Below are 18,502 nucleotides of genomic sequence, written 5' to 3' on the forward strand. Positions count from 1 at the left end.
AGTCATTAGTCATTAGTCATTAGTCATTAGTCATTAGTCATTAGTCATTAGTCATTAGTCATTAGTCAACAGTCAACCGTCAACAGTCAACAGTCAACAGTCAACAGTCAACCGTCATTCGTAATGTGGAATCAATCTCACTTCTAACTTCTGACTTCTAACTCCTGATTTCTGACTTCAACCTCAATCAGTTAAATCCGTTACAACTCATATGTTGCACCATTGTCAGCAACAGGCAAGATGCCTGTGAAGCGAGAAAATTTATATTTTGTGGAACAGGCATCTTGCCTGTTCATAAAAGGTTAATTGACAAGGGTGCAACATATGAGTTACAACCCTTATATAATTCGCTGCCGAACAGACATCCCTTGCATCCGTTACAAAATCTGTTGCCGAACTTCCTATGCTACTTCCCTTAACCCGCGAAACCTTTCAAGAACTAATTCCCGCCGTCGCCACGGGAGCGCAATACAAATATATCTGGGGAAAACCGCCAGATTTTTTGAGGCGAATGTTAATCTCTGCCGTCATCGTAGTTTTCCTCCTGATCCTCTACAACTTCGCAGGTTCGGATGTCGGACCGCTAGTTTTAATCACCGGATTGATAGCTGGTTTGTACTGGCTGTGGGGGCCGATTTTGTGGGCGAGTTTGCGGAATGCAGAATGTCGCAAATATCAATACTGCGGTTTTTGGCAAGGACGAGTTTTGGATATATACATCACAGATGAAGTCACAAGTCAAGAAGAAACAGTCAATCAAAAAGGACAACTCGTAATAGTTGACAACCTAGAACCGCGCATCAACTTAGAAGTTGGCGACAAAACCGGATTTACTACTACACTTCGAGCTCCCTTGCGGAAAGAACACCAAGGAATTGTCCCCGGCCAAGCTGCTTTAATGTTAATCATGTCAAATCAAGAAGATTTGAGCACGATTACCAAAGTATCAGATATTTATATTCCCAGCCGCGACGTGTGGGTGAGCGACTATCCTTATTTACGCAGAGATTTGTTTGTCGAGATCAGCCAGGAGATAAAAAAAGGTAGACAGAAAAAAGGGCGCGTTCGCACTAACCAAAGTAGAGATGTAAAAAGGCGATCGCCCGCCGATTATTAATATTGATCGTAGCGACAAATTTAAGAGCGATCGCACGTTAAGCCCGGGCAAAAACTTAATTTCTGGAGATGTCTAATAATAGTTAAGCGTCATTGCCCGATTTTCAAGAAATACACCACTTTCGAGAAGCCGATCGAGCGAGCTTTTTCGTCATAAACACGCTATTCGGGTCATCAATGTATTCAGCGAAGGGGCCTCGGTACTTGAACCCATACCCTATATACAAGGCTCGTGCCGGGGCGAACTCAGGCAAAGCCCCTGTTTCCAAATTCAGGCAATCGCAAGCACGCCCTTCGGCTTCTTTTATGATGTGTTCAAGAATCTTCCCGGCGATACCTTTACGGCGGTGAGCCTTGGCGGTACGCATTGATTTGATTTCACCACTTCTTGAATCTAGTTCTTTCAATGCTCCGCATCCGAGTAATTCATCACCCTCCCAAGCCGTCCAGAAAGTAATATCGGGCGAGCGCAATGCTTCTAAATCAAGAGCATGAATGCTTTCAGGTGGTGTAATCTCATTCATATTGTCGAGATGTTCGCACAGAAAGTCAGCGATCTTTCTACCTCTGAGGTCATCTTGGCGAATTTGCAATCGACACATTTCCTTAATTTGCTACAGAATTCTACTCTATCAAGACTTACCCACTCCGACAAAGAAACCGGGTTTTTTACCGAATCTGTGGCTGAAACCTGCGTATTTTCGTAAAAAAACCCGGTTTCTGGATGCTCGTGCGTCAGTTCTATCTATGATGGTTCACAGAATACCGCAGTATAAAAAGTAACTTAATTTGTTCACAAAATTCCGAAAAAACCGATGGTGACAGTAGAGGGTGCCGAAAGCGGGATCTAAAATCTAAAATCTAAAATCTAAAATCGACTGACTTCTCGATCAACTGTTTCGCTCTTGGCCGTAAGCTTGCCAAGCCAAATCGACCAGCCCGTTAACAATAGCGACAGCCACCACCGCAGAGCCCTTGCGGCCCTCAATCCGAATGTGAGGAATCATCGAATCGTGCAGCCGCGACTTAGCCACGTCAACCCCCACAAACCCAGAAGGAGTCCCAATCACCAAAGCCGGTCGAATTTCCTCAGATTCAATCAAATCTACGATCGCCGACAAAGCAGTTTGAGCCTGGCCCACCACAAAAATCCCCTCAGGATAGCGTCTTGCCAAAGTTTCAATCCCCCAAGCCGCCCGCGTCCTTTCCTTTTGGGGGCGTGTCAAAGCCTCCATCGAACAGTAAACCGGATTCGCAAAGGTACTTTGGATCAAGGGCGTAATGCCCACCTGCACCATCGGCACATCTACCACGATCGTAGTCCGAGCAGCCAAAGCCGCCGCCCCGGCTTGCAAAGCCTGATCGGAAAAACTAATTAAAGACTTGTACTCAAAATCAGCAGTCGCATAAATCACACGGCGGACTATTTCGTACTCCGCCGCTGAAAAACCGTGGTCGCCAATTTCGCTATCAATTAATCCCAGACTCTGGGCATCGCTTACGTGCCATTCCATTTGTTGGATAGCTGTCGCCTGTGAGTTGTCAGGTATCAGCTTACCAGCTTTTAGTGATTAGTCATTAGTCATTAGTCATTAGTTATTTTTTAGGAGCAGGTTTTTGGGCGATTTGGGCCGCCAACAAATAATCTCAAGACTTGCGCGCCGGGCCCATCACCTTGGTTTTTTCACAGCAATACTTCGTTACAGCCAGCCTCCAAGGTGAAAAACCCGGTTTTTAAGAGTCGCAGCGCGTCCAAAACTGAACCTGAAAACGAGACGATCGCACTGGTCTCTCGGCAGCCAGCGCCCCCGTCAGGGTCGATCGCTGGGCCAGGGACGATCGCACTGCTAAGTTTCCGACGACGAAGAAGATTTGCCCAGCACCGGAGTCAGGAATGCCGCCAAAGCTCCGATCGCAAAACCGGCCACATTCCGAACCACAGGCAACCAGTCAGAAGTCCGAGTCACCACCGGCCCAAGTCCGAAAGCGAAAAACAGAATGCCCCACAGCGGCGAAAAAATCAGCGCCCACTGCCAAGCCACAACCTGTCCCGGTTTCCGAGGCTGAGCCGCAAACCCGCAGATAACGCCGCCAACCACCGACGTAATTAACGTCAGAACCCACTGTTCCCTCGGCAAACCCGGAACCACGCGACAGCCGCCCTGACGCAAACAGCCTTCTATCGACTCCAAAGATTCAATAATCGCTCGATCTTCGCCATTGTCCCGCACAAAAAATTGATTGCCGTAGCGGGTTTGCAGTTCCACCCAAAAAGTGCGCGGCAGCAGCGGATACAGCGAGTCGCCCACATTAAAATTGAGCAAATTGCCCCCTCGGGGGTCAGCAACTAATAACACACTCTTGTCATCTAGCCCCCAATAGCTTTTGACAGCCAAACCAGGCGTGCGATCGTACTGAGTCAGCACTCGGAGTTTCCAGCCGGTTTCGGCTTCAAAGGCGTTTAAATTTTTTGCCAAACCCTCTTCTTCAATATCCGTGAGGGCTTTAGCTAAATCAATGATCGGCGTCTGAGTTGACGGCAACAAATCGGGATTGTTGAAAGCGTGGGCCTCCGGTGCGATCGTCCACACCGACAAAGCCAGAAAAAATGCGACAACAGAGGCTAGAAATTTTCGCGGGAAAAGCTGTGACATAGGAACTTGTAATCCGGGTCTTAATTGTGAATGCTAGCTGGCGGTCTTAACCAAAGGATAAGAGAAAACTCATATTTCTTTACAATTATTTACTTTACAGGAAGGGGAGAGCAAGCGGAAGAGTTCGGGCAAGGAAAGTTTGCGAGCGGGGAAGGGGCTGACAATTAACTGTAGAGGACACGATTGCGATCGAGGGCAAACCGCCGTTAAACAAGAGCTCGATTTCCTGACGGGGTGAGTATCTTGGATTGTCCGCGTCCTTCTATGTTCATCCAGCAGGGCTCGCGCAGTCCCGTTGATGAATAATACTTGAAGCCGATCGTAATAGAGAGAGACAGTGTGTGCGATCGGTTATTTAAGTATTTTCCGGCCTGAAAAAACTTACTTTCATAAAGATTTAGCATAATTTGAAAAACTCTCAGTAAATATACATGACATCAAACAGACTAGCAACACCCCAAAAAACCCTGAACTTCAGTAGTTTTCCGGATTTACTTATAACCGAGCCTAGCCGATTATGATCGGTAATCGCTGAACGATCAAAAAAAAATTAACTATTTCTCAAGGAGCGCCCCCAGTGCCTTTAACCGACCCCCTTAGAGAACCTTTAACAGAAATAGAATCCTTAATTCCCGGACTGGCCCCTACTTTCGCCCCACAACTGCCGGGAATTGGGACTAACAAAACCTTATTATATCAAACTCCGGGTTCTTCAGAAAACTCCGAACAACCTAACTTAATAGAACCCGCAAGCGGCTCCGCATCCGAATTCAGTCGAACAGAAGCAGATACTTTTATTATTATTAATAAAGCCTCCGATATTAACAGCATACCTTCTGCCAACACCAGCCCTCTGATAACTAACAGCACTCTCAGGGATACAACAAATTCTGAACTTGACCCCCTAATTGGTAAACTCGACTCCGGCTTAGGAGACCCCTTAACCGACCCGAATCGAATTGCATCAAATAACATTACTTCTGATTCTAATAAATCTGCGACTGACATACCTCCAGTCAACTCCTCAATCAGCAACTCAGAACTAAATAAAACCACAGCAGCTACAACCGCTGCCAGTGATAAATTACCGGAAAACACCACACAATTACCCTCCGCCGCCGTTGGCCAATCCGAGCCAGAAAACAGCCAAAAATTCCTCGCTGTAACTGCCGACACAACGAGCGAAAAAGCTACGCTCTCCACAACATTAGTCACAACTGCTGAAACGACATCAAAACCAGAAGAACACCCAACACCGTTATCATCAGAGACTACACTCAAAAGCGAGTCAGAATCAAACAAAACATCACCCGCAACTGCATCAACGACTGATAAATCAGAATTAAATAAAACATCACTTACCGAAAACTCTACCGCCAACAACTTAGAAACCGCCACTAATCTAGAACCCGATAAAGCCTCAATTTCTTCAACCAGCATCAACTTTGACTCAAACGCATTCAGTGTCGATGAAAAAGGAATAATCGGTATAGAATTCACATCCGACGGCGGCTGGTATAGCGGACAACTAGCCATCGTCAACCTACTCGGAATGGAAAAATTCGTTCCCGGTTCCGAGGCCTTCATCAAAGAAGCTGCCAGTCGAGCTTTAAGCAACTCAACAAACGGCTACATCGCAATTTCTGACGATTTAGAAGGAGCATATTACACCGCTCCTAACAGCTCAGAAAACTTTAACTCAGGGCAATACCTCGGCAAAAAAACATTTGCCATGACGCCTGGGGACAAATTCTTCTTCATGCTAGTCCCCAACGGCACCGTACAACAAGTATACGACAACCCCGCAATCGGCGGCGACAAAAAACCCCTATTTTCAATAGCTACAGAAAATCCCAACGACGGCTTCAGTATCGGTCAAATTGCCGATATTACAGGCGAAGGTCAACTCTTCGTCATGGAAGATATGGCGCTGAGTGAAGGAAGCGATCGCGATTACGATGATATCACCTTCCGTGTCACGGGCGCTACATCCCAAATCGTTCCCCTGAGCCAATTAGCGGGCTCCGACCGTGCATCAATTCACTCCCAGTTAGTTCAAAAACTCAAGGGTGAATCGGATAAATCCGGTTCCCTATTTACCGCAGAATCAACTGTTACCAATTCCGCTGATACATTCCCGGCCCAAACACCATCAATAACTGCTGATAATGACAAACAAAAACCTCACCCAACAGCAGCAACAGTTGCTAACTCAGACAGCCAAGAATCACTACCAACAGAAACCTCAAGTGTTGCTAACTCAGACACCCAAGAATCGCCAGCCACAGAAACATCAATAGTTGACAAATTCGATACTCAAGAATCGCCACCAACAGAAACATCAACAGTTGACAAATCCGATACTCAAGAATCGCCACCAACAGAAACATCAACAGTTGACAAATCCGATACTCAAGAATTGCAACTCATAGAACAAACAGCCTCTCCCCCAGAAACACTTAGTGTTAGCCCTACTGAATTAAATTCGGAAATAGAACAGCAAGTTGAGATTACCACAGAAAAGGCTGGCGATTTAATTGAAGATGATACCGCTTTCCCTGAAATAGCAGCCGAATTAGAAACCGAACAATTGGTGACAAAAACCGAGTCAATTGTTGTTGCCCCCGAAGCGGCTGATACGGTTGAAAGCGCTCTCCCTGTTGCTGAAATAACAGCCGAATTAGAAAGCGAACAATTGCCACAAAAAACCGATGCTCTGGCTGTTGCAGATTTCACTGCTACTCCAAGTGATACAGACATCGCTGTCGCCTTCACAGCAGCCGAATTAAAAACTGAAAAACCCCCGGCAATAGCTGTTAATTCTATCGAACCAGAACCGCTAAATTCCCACTCAAATTCTAGCGTACAAACCGATTCTCCCAGACCGGCACTTTTCTCAAATTCATCAGAAACAGCAGCAGGTACGGCACAGATAGCCTCAGTCGAAACCAGCGTTTCACCCTCAACTGTTAAATCCCCACCAGCACCAACTTCAAACAATTATAATAGCAATTCAACTCCCACAGAAACTGCCGGAACCCCACCCGCGTATTCCGATACCGAAATTGCGCCAAAACCAGCAGATATATCGAGCGGTTTGCTGTCGTTAGAGGCAGAAGAATCGGCTCAAATCGAAGACGGTATTGCCGACATTGTGTCCAATCCAACACAGCGTGCCGGCGACTTCCAAAGCAATACCAATCCTCAAGCAAATCTCTCAAGAACAGCAGCAGCCAACTCACCCAGTCCCGGCACTTTTCTTGTAGAAAATGCTGACGGACAAGTCAAATTTGACTATCAATTTGACGGTGGCTACTATGAAGGCGAGCTTGGCATTTTCAGCCTGTCAGGAATGGAAGCGCTGACGCCAGGGAGTCCAGAATTTATTGCCGAAGCTGCCAGGAGAGTTCTCACCAATTCCACTGAAGGGCACCTCGTCATCCGCGACAGCATCGAAGGAGGCAAATTCACCGGTGCGATGCCGGGAGAAGGAACGTTTGGCAGCGACCCGTACCAGGGCATCAAAACCTTCAACATGACGCCTTTTGATACCTTTGCCGTCATGTTCGTACCCAGCGGTACGGTGCAGTCATCGCTGCAATTCTCGTGGTTGTGGGATTTGTTTCCCGAAATGCGTCCCTTGTTCTCGATCGAGAGCGCCAATCCTAACGATACATCTTACGTGTTGCCGATCGCCGATGCAACAGGTACGGGCAACACCTTCGCCCTCGAAGATATGTCGGCCGCGAGCTCGGACAAAGATTACAACGACCTAATCTTTAAGATTAGCGGCGCGACAGGAAACGCACCGCTGCTGGATACAGTCATCAATCCTGACAAAGAATGGCGCAACACTCCCCTGGGACAACAATTGCTCGCCGAAGCCAATCCCTCGAATTCTGACAACAATCCGCCTGTTGTTTCACCGACAAGCGCTCGGACTTACACAGAATTAGAGACAACTATTTCATTAGACAATCTTGCCACAGATGCAGAGGGCGACCCCCTGACAATTAGCGTCCTCAATCCAGTTAACGGCACAGTAATTTTCAATCCCTTAACTAACAAAGCATCGTTTAAGCCCGAACCCGGTTTCTCCGGTATTGCCAGCTTTGATTTCCTTGCCAGCGACGCTTTTGGGAGTTCTAGTCCTGCGCGAGTCACAGTCAACGTCAGCGACGTTCCCCTGCTGAATCTAGATTTTGTCAAGCGCAACCCGCGACTCAATGCAGGAGAAAATACAGAATTAGTTGTGCTCGGAGATTTTGCCGACCAACAAGATGTCGTGCTGCCGGATTCTTATTTAACTTACACTTCATTAAATCCAGAAGTAGCACCAATTGACGCGACTGGAAAAGTGACAGGTTTAACCAACGGCACTTCAATTTTGAGCGCATCTCGCAACAACCTGCAAGCAGTAACAGCGGTGCGAGTAGGAGAATTGCCAGCCCCAACCAACGATGCAGAATTCAATGGAGCACTAGCCGAGATTAACGGTTTGAATGTCTATCCCAAAGCAGTCACCATGACAGCCGGAATGGGGCGCTCGCTTTTAGTAGGAATTGAAAATATTATCCAATCTCCCGACCTGAAATTTGGCTCTACAGGAACTCGCTATTTCCCCGGAAACTCCAACCTCTTGCAAGTGAATTCAGACGGCCTTATTACTGCAATAGAAGAAGGAGTTACTAACGTCACCGTCATTCACGGAGGAGCCGAACAAGTCGTGCCAGTACAAGTGTCGGTTCCTGTCGCCGCCGGAGCGACTTTAGGAGTAAATGGCGGTGCAGTTCAAGGCAGCGACGGTTCAATTGTGATGGTACCGCCCGGTGCTCTTGCCGAAGATACAGCTATTAGCTTGACATCTCTAAGCAGCAATGCTCTATCGCTACAACTTCCCGATGGTTTGCAGTTTGCCGGAGGCTTCAACTTAGACTTGGGCGAGGACTCCTTGAAAATGCCCGCTCAATTAGCAATTCCAGCCCCCGCCGGCTTATCTCCCGGTACCGAAGTTTTATTCATGCGAAAAGGTTCGCTGCCGGATGCTAACAATATTCAAAACCCTACTTGGCTGATTCAAGAATCCGGCGTAGTCGATGCTTCCGGCACTATCCGAACCAATTCCCCACCATTTTCTGGCATTTTGGAAAGTGGCGAATATGCGATTTTTGCATGGCCAACTATGCTGGGATTAGTAGGAGCTCCGCCGACTGTCCAACAGTTAGTCAATCTCGGCATATCGCAAGCCGCTGCTGGCCCCCTGGCAGCTACCAGCGGTGCAGGGGCAATTAACCTCTCAACTAATTTCGGTCTCCAAAGCAGCTTATTAGCAGCAAATGCCGGTTTAATCGGTCTCGTCGCCGTCACCGGAGCCCAATTCGCCGCTACAATCTTGCTCCTCGGTTACTTGGCTAAATACCTGCAATCGGGATTGAAAGTTACAGCCATTCCACAAGTCGGTTTACCTGTAGTCACTCCGGCGGGCGTCGAACTCGACCCAGCGGGGATTCCCAGCGTCACGGCGACTCTAAATATACCGACATTATTCCCAGCAGAGCCCGAATCACCTCCAGTGCTTCAATCCGCTGAATATAAGTTAGAAGATGGCTCCCCAACGGTTGTCCTGACGGGCAGCAATTTCCTGAACAATTCCAATGATTTGGGCGGTGAATTTGAGGATTTAACTGTCAGCTTCCGCGTCGGCGACAAGACTTATCCAGGCCTTTTGATACCAGATAAAAACACTGATTTGGGAGACAATCGCTACCGAATTGCCGTCAAAATTCCGATTACCGTACCTGTCGGCGAATCCACTATTGTAGTGTCGAGACGGCAGAAAAAACGTTACGGCCAGGGTGTTGACGATTACGAACTTGTCGAACTTGAAAGTGAAGAAAATATCCGCCTCGCTCCTAACTGCGTTGAATTGGCGCTAGTGACAGAACGCTCTGGCGACAAAATTAACGTTATTAACCTCAAAGACGCTTTATCGACTGTTGAAACCCAGAACAGCGATAAATTGGCGGTTGCACTTAATATTCCTGTGGGTAATCCCGCCATCGCCGACCGGCCGGAGTTGATAGCAGCCACTAACAATGCTACCCGCGCCTACGTGACTCTGCGGCAGACCGGCGGGGTGTCAGTGGTGGATTTGATAGCGCTGCGAGAGATAGACACTACTCCTGAAACAGCTACTGTGGATGCGATTAGCTTGCCCTCTGGGGCTAGACCGCAGGCTGTTGTGATTGACCCCAGAGACAATTACGCTTACATTAGCGACCAGAATCTCCCCAACATCTACGTCCTCGACATCAACCCGAATTCGGCAACTTATCATACCGTTGTTCAGACAATTACCATTGATTCGCCGTCGGGTTTGCAACAGTTAGCAATTAACAGCGATGAACGCAAACTTTTTGTAACTGCTGGCGACAAAAAGATTCACGTTGTCAACATCGACCCGAACGATAAACCAACCAATTCGAGTTCTAATCCCCGCAAGTGGCACGAGAAGATTGGCGAAATATTAACCCCAGACGGGGCAATGGGGATAACTGCAACTTCTGACCCGTCGAAGATAACTTTTACCAGTGGCAACTCTACTCTAGACGGCAGCGGTTTTGGCGTTTTGGAAATTACCAACAGCGACCCCCTGAGTTTTGCCGCGGCGACACGCTACGCGAACTTGTCGCTTGGTAGCGCTTCCGATTACTTCGATGTTAACGAGGGAGTGGCTGTAACAATAATGAAAGACGGGCGCTATGCGTTTGTTGCCGGCCGCAACAGCAGGCAAAGCAACCCCGAGGACTTCCCGGATGGGCGCAAGGGTGGAAATATTGGCATTATCAAAGACCCGCTGGGATCGAATCCTCAATTGGTGGCCGCAACTCGACCGATTCCGCACAGCTTAACTAACAATGTAGCGCTTTCGAGCGATGGCAAATATTTGATTGGTTCCTATCCCACCGAAGACTTGGGAGGCAATACCTATGTTTTCAATGTTGAGGAAATGATTAAGGCTATAGAGAATCCGGGCGATTACAAGCTTGACGCACGCGACAGGGGTGTGGGTACCGCTGGTTTCGTGACTAACACTGAGCGAAATGCGACGATAGCTGACCTCGCCCGCGTGCCTATTGATGATATCAACCCTCTGGTTAGTATTGCGGCTGACTTTGAAATTACGGGGGGAAATGGGATTAATAATTTTGTCTTCGATGTACCAGAAGGCACGAACCGCGCTCCCATTGGTCTCGGCGGAAATCCTCGGGGTTTGGCGATCGCGAGTGCGAGAAATTGGCTGGAATTAGTCGGACCGACTGGTACTAGCAAAAATGACACCAATCCTTTAACTCCTACTTTTAAATGGGATTTTAAGGGTGAAGATGAACCCTGCGGTCTTCCTAGTTTTAATCCCAATACTGATATTAAGGAGGTCAATCTTTATGTGAGTGTTTTTCCTGAAGGAAAAGGATTATTGCCGACAGATAGGTGGAAGGGGTTAAATTCGGCTGACGAAAAAGATTACAATCCGAATCGGATTCTGACTGCTAAATGGGAGAATAACAAGTGGACTTGGAATAGCGAGAATATGGCTGGTTCTTCTGAGCCGTTTAGTCCTTCTAATAATAATGAGGAGTTTACTCTTTCTAAAGACCTAATGTTGACGGCGGGTCAGGAATATCATTGGGCGGTGGAAGCTGTGACGAATAAAGGGGAAAGAAAACGTGTTGTTGACAAGTTTAAAACTCTACTGCCAGAGCCGATTTCTGGTGGCAACACTTTCAGCAGCGTTACTGTTTTAACGCGCGGTTTGGAAGCTCAATCTAATTTGATAGACCGCCAATTCGAGCAGATGGCTTCTCACCTGACTAAAGAAGATGGTTTGGTCATGCGTTACGATCGCGCCACTAACAAATGGGGATGGCTGAATTTTGATGGATCCACAACCTTCTCCCCTCCAACTCATAAATTGGGCGCACCACTGGTACTAATCCCTGGGTGGGAACAGCCGCCAGAAGCAACCGCATTTAACTCTGGCTTTACTGAGGCAGCCGCAGATGCCTCTTTTGCTTCACTGGTAGCTTTAAATCAAAATTTGGAAAACACCCTTTTCAATTCACCTATGCACTTTATGGGGTTTGGTCAGGGTACAGCGATCAACAATGAAATTGTCCAGCGTTTGGGGACTTATTTTCCCCTCGCTGGTGGTACTAGCCTTGTAAACCGCGACCTCCAGATGACAACGATCGATCCTCATGATTTCGACCAAGATTACTTGCTAGGCACCTTAAAAAGCGTCCGCGATCCCGAAGTGCGAATCTGGGAAAATGTTACCTATGCCGATAACTATTATCAAAACGTTCCCACTGTGGATACACAGGAAACCAATACTCGTGCTGGTCGGCGAATTGCCGAGGCGGATTGGAACGTACACCTTGGCGGTTCTGATGGAACAGGCTCTCTTGATGGCTCGAGCCGGATTGGATTTACTGAACATATCACGGATGGAAAGCCTCACCTGAACGCTCTAACTTGGTATGGAGGAACAGCTAACCTTAGCGGAAGTCAACTCCCCTTAAGGAATGGAGAGAAGATTTACCGTCGGCTTGGAGATCTGGACCTAGATAGTTCAGGCAATCCAACCACACCTACGTGGTACACACCCGATCGTACCAATGCTAATTTTACTCACGGTGAACAACGAGCTCCTTGGGAAGGTATCGGTACAGGCTGGTTTTACTCGGTACTCGGCGGTGGCTCTCAATTACGCCCCTATGATGTTAACGTAAGTAACCGTGTCCCCGTAACCGAGGACAACACCTACACAGACGAAACTATAGGTAACAAAATGCGAGGTGACTATGCAGTTCCCACCCTTTTCAATGGTAATTTTGACGCCACCAGCGAAAGTTTTTCTTATCAGAGCGTTCCAGGCTGGTCTTTTTACAACACTTTAACTGTATCCGACAATCATAATGTGTCGCAAAGACATCTGCATGAACGGGATGAGATTGATACCTTTTTAACTGAAGAGCAAAGAAAATTAAACCCTGGTTTGGCGGGACAAAACTATACCTTGAAGATGGGAGGAACCGATGGAGTTAAAGAAATAATTCATAATCTCTTTCTTGTGCCCGATCGGAACAGTTTACACGATAGTTTGAAGTTCGACCTGCACGTACCTGAAGACCAACTCGGTGCGGGAAGAAAAATTACGGTTTCTCTGAGAGCAGACGTAGCTGGTTACGAACAGTTTACGTCAATAGGAACTATCGATTTAGAGCGAGGAGTATCTGGAAAAGATAGCTCTCCGGAGGAGCTCGACAGCAATACTCGCAAGATCGGTTATGGTACTGAAGGCTTTGAGAGTTTCTACCTAAATGTCCCGCAAGAACTGCGCGGTAAGGCAGCTTTACTCAAGTTTGAACTCAATGACGGCACTGTTTACCTTGACGATATTTCTTTTGGCAAGAAGTGGGAACCTTCTATGACTCTCGCTGAGGCTGAAGAATATACAAAAAATAGCTACTACAGCGGACGCGTGCTCTATCATGGAACTAACCCAGATGGTGCTGCTAGTATTGCGAAGAGTGGTGTAAATCCTGCTAGGTTCACAAGAGGTTACCTCGGAGAAGGTTTTTATTTGACCAATCAGGAAAACATGGCTAAAATTTTTAGCAGGGATGAAAATAACCAGTCAGGGGTGGGTCCGGTATTAAAGATTATCCTAAACGTAAAAAACCCCAAAGTCTATGAGGATTTAGAGGAATTTGTGGCTCACGCAAAGAATTACGGCCTGGAAACTGGTGTACAAGAACCAGAGCTGACAGTTAGATATACAGAGTATCTCAAATCTCAGGGGTATGATGCGATCGCGACTAGAGGCCCACAAATGATGCAATATCATTTAGTTTTCGACCCCAAACAAGTAGTTGTTGTTGAGGAGTAATCAAATGGCTGAATATGGAGGATGCCGTGCCTGTCGTCACTGGTTTCAGGACGTGTATATAAACCAGCTCCCAACTTGTCGCGCCTTCCCTAAAGGAATTTCACCAATTATTATCACGGGAACTATAGAACATACAAAACCCTTACCCGACCAAGAGAACACAATTGTTTATGAACCAGTCGAAGCAGCTAAGTAGGCAGTACCCAAAGACCAACTCGGTGCGGGAATAAAGATTATGCTGAAGGTAAAAAACCCCAAAGTCTATGATAGTGTGGACGAATTTGTGGCTCACGTAAATAATTATGGCCGGGAAACTGGTCTATAAGAACCAGAGCGGACAGTTAGATATGCAGAGTATCTCCAATCTCAGGGGTATGATGCGATCGCGACTACCTCAACAAGCATGCAACATCATTTAGTTTTCGACCCCAAACAAGTAGTAGTTGTTGAGGATTAATCAAATGGCTGAATATGGAGGATGCCGTGCCTGCCGTCACTTGTTTTATGGCGTGTATATAGAGGAGATTCCAACTTGTCGCGCCTTCCCTGAAGGAATACCACTAATGATTGTCGTCGGAAATATAGAACACACAAAACCTTTACCCGACCAAGACAATACAATTGTTTATGAACCAGCCGAAGCAGCTAAGTAGGCAGTACCCAAAGGCCAACTCGGTGCGGGAATAAAGATTATGCTGAAGGTAAAAAACCCCAAAGTCTATGATAGTGTGGACGAATTTGTGGCTCACGCAAAGAATTACGGCAGGGAAACTGGTTTACAAGAACCAGAACTGACTGTTAGATATGCAGAGTATCTCCAATCTCAGGGGTATGATGCGATCGCGACTAGAAACCCAGAAATGATGCAATATTATTTAGTTTTCGACCCCAAACAAGTAGTTGTTGTTAAGGATTAATCAAATGGCTGAATATGGAGGATGCCGTGCCTGCCGTCACTGGTTTCAGGACGTGTATATAAACGAGATGCCAACTTGTCGCGCCTTCCCTGAAGGAATACCACTAATTATTATCGTCGGAAAAGAACATACAAAACCTTTACCCGAGCAGGACAATACAATTGTTTATGAACCAGCCGAAAAACCTTTTTGGCAGACGGAGTGACAACAGAGTCAAAAGCCCCATCGGTAGCGGATTTGGTAAATCCTGCTTACTTTAACAGAGAATACTCAGTGTATGAACCGGGACTTTATTTATCAACTGATAGAAATGTAGCCGAAATCTACAGCACCGATGATGCCGTATTGGATATAAGGTTAAATGTAAAAAATCCCAAAATATATTCACAGGATTCTGCATACAGGTCCAGCTTAGAAAACTACCGTTTAACTAATGGTTTACAGTTGTCAGACCAAGAGTTAATTAATCAATATGCAGAATATTTAAAATCTCAAGGTTACGATGCTCTTCAAATAGGAAATCCTCAAGTTCCTTGGAGAAAAAGCATACTAGTTTTTGACCCAAAACAGGTAGTAGTTGTTCGTCCTTAATACTCCAATGAATAAAAATCAAATGAGCGAATATAGAGGGTGTCGTGGTTGTCGGCATTATTTAGGTGAGCTAGATTGCAGTGCCTTTCCTGAAGGAATACCTCTGAGAATACTATCAGGGGACATTCAACATACTGAAATTCTGCCCAAGCAGAAAAATACAATTGTTTATGAGGAAATAAAAAAAAGTACAACAGACAAAATGGAAGAGTAAAAATAAAATTGGCTGGGCAGAGCCAGAGGCTAAAAACGTAAAAAATGATACGATCTGTAAAAGTTTAGATGAATTTATAGATCGTATTGTTGTTAAGGAGTAATCAAATGGCTGAATATAAACGATGCCTTGACTGCCGTCACTTGTTTGATGGCCTTGTAGACGAGATTCCAACTTGTCGCGCCTTCCCTAAAGGAATACCACTAATTTTTGTCATCGGAGGTGAAGAACATATAAAACCTTTACCCGACCAAGACAATACAATTGTTTTTGAGCCAGTCGAAGCAGCTAAGTAGGCAGTACCCAAAGGCCAACTCGGTGCGGGAATAAAGATTATGCTGAAGGTAAAAAAACCCAAAGTCTATGATAGTGTGGACGAATTTGTGGCTCACGCAAAGAATTACAGCCGGGAAACTGGTTGACAAGAACCAGAGCTGACTGTTAGATATACAGAGTATCTCAGATCTCAGGGGTATGATGCGATCGCGACTACCCCAGAATTCATGCAATATTATTTAGTTTTCGACCCCAAACAAGTAGTTGTTGTTAAGGATTGATCGAATGGCTGAATATGGAGGATGCCTTCCCTGCCGTCACTTGTTTCATGGCGTGTATAGTAGTGTAGACGGGATGCCAACTTGTCGCGCCTTTCCTGAAGGAATACCACTAATTATTTTCGTCGGAAATATACAACATATAAAACCTTTACCCGACCAAGACAATACAATTGTTTATGAACCAGCCGAAAAAGCTTTGTGAATGACGGAGTGACAACAGAGTCAAAAGCCCCACCAGTGGCGGATTTGGTCGAGGTTATTGGCGAGCAAAATATAGAGGATGCAGAAGGTAAAATTACCAAGTTTGAATACGATATTAGGGGCAATCTCCTCAAACTCGTCGATGCTAACAACAAGGTAACGGAATTCAGGTACGATGCCTTTGGCAACGTCAACTGGCTGAAAGATGCCAAAGGCAACATCACCGAGTACAAATACGATCCTAACGGCAATCGTACAGAAGAAACTCGCAAAAATGTAACCACTCCCAGCGGCTTGCAGGATATCGTTACTAAGTGAGAGTACGATAACTCGGGTAAAGTTGAAAAAGTTACCGATGCTGAAAGCAAAGTAACTGAGTACAGGTACGATGGTAACGGCAATCAAATTGCCTTTATCGATGCCCGCACCAATAAAACCGAATACCGCTACGATAGTAAAGGTCAGCTTGTTGAAACGATTTATCCCGACAAGACTCTCAGCAATCCCGCTGACAATCCCCGTACAATTAACATTTACGATAAGGGCGGACGTTTGCGGGCAACTATCGATCCAGATAAGCACGCAACTCACTACAATTACGACGATACGGGGCGGTTAGTCGAAACGATTTATGCGGATCAAACCGATACGCTGGCTCACTTGGTAAATGCGATCGCGCCCGGTCAAACTCCTACTACAATAGACTGGACGCAGGTAATTTATCCCGAGATTTCTCCCGCTTTCTTATTGGACAATCCACGCAGCAAGACTGAATATTACAAAAATGGTGATGTCAAAGCCCAAATCGACGAAAGGGGAAATCGTACCGAATACCGCTACGATAATAACGGTCGGTTAGTAGAGGTTATTTATCGCGACGACACTCCGAACAATTCGGATGACAATTCTCGAACTAAGACAGAATACGATAACTCGGGACGGACTGTCGCTACTATCGACGCTAAAGGCAGGATAACGAGTTACGAGTACGACGATTTGGGACGGTTGGTGAAGACTGTTTATCCCGATGCTACTCCCAACAATCAATTAGACAATCCGACTTCCAAGACTGAATACGACTCTTTGGGACGCCGCATTTCTGCTACCGATGCTGCTGGAAAAACAGTCAAGTACGAATACGATGCTTTGGGTAGATTGACTGCTGTCGTGCAGACTTTGAACCAAGCTGGAACCAATCCAATTAATTTGAGAACCGAGTACGGTTACGATGAAGCTGGGCGGTTGATTTGGCAGAAGGATGCTGAAACCCAACCGACTGAATTTGAGTACGATAAAAACGGTCGTCGGGTAGCCGTAGAGTTACCGCTAAATCAAAGGTCGGTTACTACTTACGATGAGGTAGGAAATGTTAAGACGGTAACTGATTTCAATGGCGATACTATTACCTACGGTTACGATGCTGAAAATCGTTTGACTTCCAAGCAGTTTTCTGTTATTGGCGAGGTTCCGGTAACGATTACTTACACGAGTGGCGGGCAGATTAAGACTGTTGTTGATGCTAGGGAGACGACTACTTTTAATTACGACGAATTGGGCAGGTTGGTATCGAGAATTGACCCGGATGACCCTTATTTGGCAAGCGGGGCGACGATTGAGTACGAGTACGATGATGCGGGAAATCGGACTGAAACAAGGACTCCGAATGGTGTGACGAACTATGAATATGACTAGCAAAATCGCTTGAATAAAGTGATTGAGTCCGATAAAGATGAAACGAAATATTTCTACGAAGTTGGGGGGGATTTAGAGCGAACTGAATTACCGAATGGAGTGGTAGAAAATCGGAATTACGATGAGTTGAATCGGTGGAATTTGTTGCAGTATCAAAGAAATGGGATGACGCTTCAAAGCTTTGATTATACGTTAGATTCTGTCGGCAATCGCCGGGTTATTATCTAACAGAATGGTAGGAAGATTGAGTATGAATATGACGATATTTATCGCTTAACAAAAGAGACGATATTTGCACCTGGAGGAACGGTTGAGAGGACGGTTAGTTACGGTTACGATGCTGTGGGCAATCGGTTGACAAAGACTGATTCTGTTGGTGGGGTGAAGAGTTATGTCTATGATGATAATGACAGGTTGTTGACGGAGGAGTTGAAGCAGAATAATCTTGTTGTTGGGACGGTTGAGTACGGGTACGATGACAATGGAAATACTCAGTTCCAGTCGAAAATATAGATGTATTTTCTCTTGAGTTTTAAGCAGGAGTTTGAGTAGGATCGGTAAATAAACTCATCGAAATTACTTTATTTTACCAGCAGATAACAACGGCT

16 protein-coding genes are annotated in these 18,502 nt (G+C 46.1%); 13 read left to right on the top strand and 3 right to left on the bottom strand.

Annotation, left to right across the window (positions count from 1 at the left end; genetic code table 11):
• Positions 1 to 403: 403 nt before the first annotated feature.
• Positions 404 to 1,117: a phosphate ABC transporter permease gene (locus QUB61_RS19175; protein ID WP_333131203.1), complete on the top strand. Its 714-nt coding sequence runs from the start codon at positions 404 to 406 to the stop codon at positions 1,115 to 1,117.
• Between the two features lie 103 nt (positions 1,118 to 1,220).
• Here the strand turns inward: QUB61_RS19175 and QUB61_RS19180 are convergent, their stop codons facing one another.
• The 3 genes from QUB61_RS19180 to QUB61_RS19190 all read right to left on the bottom strand — a co-directional run bounded on the left by QUB61_RS19180 (position 1,221) and on the right by QUB61_RS19190 (position 3,770).
• Positions 1,221 to 1,718, bottom strand: a complete 498-nt coding sequence (locus tag QUB61_RS19180) for a GNAT family N-acetyltransferase (protein ID WP_333131205.1) — start codon at positions 1,716 to 1,718, stop codon at positions 1,221 to 1,223.
• 288 nt (positions 1,719 to 2,006) lie between these two features.
• The gene (locus QUB61_RS19185; RefSeq protein ID WP_333131207.1) at positions 2,007 to 2,630 is read right to left on the bottom strand and encodes a precorrin-8X methylmutase; all 624 of its coding nucleotides are present in this window, start codon (positions 2,628 to 2,630) and stop codon (positions 2,007 to 2,009) included.
• Positions 2,631 to 2,963: 333 nt separating this feature from the next.
• Positions 2,964 to 3,770: a TPM domain-containing protein gene (locus QUB61_RS19190; RefSeq protein ID WP_333131208.1), complete on the bottom strand. Its 807-nt coding sequence runs from the start codon at positions 3,768 to 3,770 to the stop codon at positions 2,964 to 2,966.
• Between the two features lie 577 nt (positions 3,771 to 4,347).
• Between QUB61_RS19190 and QUB61_RS19195 the strand changes: the two genes are divergently transcribed.
• From QUB61_RS19195 to QUB61_RS19255, 12 genes are all read left to right on the top strand, one after another.
• On the top strand, positions 4,348 to 13,722 hold the full coding sequence (locus QUB61_RS19195; RefSeq protein ID WP_333131210.1) for a DUF4114 domain-containing protein: 9,375 nt from the start codon (positions 4,348 to 4,350) through the stop codon (positions 13,720 to 13,722).
• A gap of 4 nt (positions 13,723 to 13,726) precedes the next feature.
• Positions 13,727 to 13,918 carry a cytoplasmic protein gene (locus QUB61_RS19200; RefSeq protein WP_333131212.1) on the top strand — a complete coding sequence of 64 codons (192 nt, stop codon included), beginning with the start codon at positions 13,727 to 13,729 and terminating at the stop codon, positions 13,916 to 13,918.
• A 265-nt stretch (positions 13,919 to 14,183) separates the two neighbouring features.
• Complete coding sequence (locus QUB61_RS19205) at positions 14,184 to 14,375, top strand: cytoplasmic protein (protein ID WP_333131214.1); 192 nt, start codon at positions 14,184 to 14,186, stop codon at positions 14,373 to 14,375.
• A gap of 39 nt (positions 14,376 to 14,414) precedes the next feature.
• Positions 14,415 to 14,639 carry a hypothetical protein gene (locus tag QUB61_RS19210; RefSeq protein WP_333131217.1) on the top strand — a complete coding sequence of 75 codons (225 nt, stop codon included), beginning with the start codon at positions 14,415 to 14,417 and terminating at the stop codon, positions 14,637 to 14,639.
• A 4-nt stretch (positions 14,640 to 14,643) separates the two neighbouring features.
• Positions 14,644 to 14,844 (top strand): cytoplasmic protein, encoded by a 201-nt coding sequence (locus QUB61_RS19215; protein ID WP_333131219.1) that lies wholly within the window; start codon positions 14,644 to 14,646, stop codon positions 14,842 to 14,844.
• On the top strand, positions 14,829 to 15,230 hold the full coding sequence (locus QUB61_RS19220; protein WP_333131221.1) for an ADP-ribosyltransferase-containing protein: 402 nt from the start codon (positions 14,829 to 14,831) through the stop codon (positions 15,228 to 15,230). Before QUB61_RS19215 ends, QUB61_RS19220 begins: the two co-directional genes overlap by 16 nt.
• Before the next feature lie 7 nt (positions 15,231 to 15,237).
• Complete coding sequence (locus tag QUB61_RS19225; RefSeq protein ID WP_333131223.1) at positions 15,238 to 15,444, top strand: cytoplasmic protein; 207 nt, start codon at positions 15,238 to 15,240, stop codon at positions 15,442 to 15,444.
• Between the two features lie 107 nt (positions 15,445 to 15,551).
• Positions 15,552 to 15,740: a cytoplasmic protein gene (locus QUB61_RS19230; protein WP_333131225.1), complete on the top strand. Its 189-nt coding sequence runs from the start codon at positions 15,552 to 15,554 to the stop codon at positions 15,738 to 15,740.
• Positions 15,741 to 16,005: 265 nt separating this feature from the next.
• Entirely contained in the window at positions 16,006 to 16,203 is a 198-nt protein-coding gene (locus QUB61_RS19235) for a cytoplasmic protein (protein ID WP_333131227.1), read from the top strand.
• Complete coding sequence (locus QUB61_RS19240) at positions 16,200 to 16,520, top strand: RHS repeat domain-containing protein (RefSeq protein WP_333131229.1); 321 nt, start codon at positions 16,200 to 16,202, stop codon at positions 16,518 to 16,520. Before QUB61_RS19235 ends, QUB61_RS19240 begins: the two co-directional genes overlap by 4 nt.
• Before the next feature lie 234 nt (positions 16,521 to 16,754).
• On the top strand, positions 16,755 to 17,894 hold the full coding sequence (locus QUB61_RS39945) for a hypothetical protein (RefSeq protein ID WP_445300260.1): 1,140 nt from the start codon (positions 16,755 to 16,757) through the stop codon (positions 17,892 to 17,894).
• Between the two features lie 9 nt (positions 17,895 to 17,903).
• Entirely contained in the window at positions 17,904 to 18,122 is a 219-nt protein-coding gene (locus tag QUB61_RS19255; protein WP_333131231.1) for a hypothetical protein, read from the top strand.
• Positions 18,123 to 18,502: the final 380 nt, after the last annotated feature.

Origin of the sequence: Microcoleus sp. C2D2, assembly GCF_036702495.1 — a bacterium.
Classification (GTDB): Bacteria; Cyanobacteriota; Cyanobacteriia; order Cyanobacteriales; family Microcoleaceae; genus Microcoleus.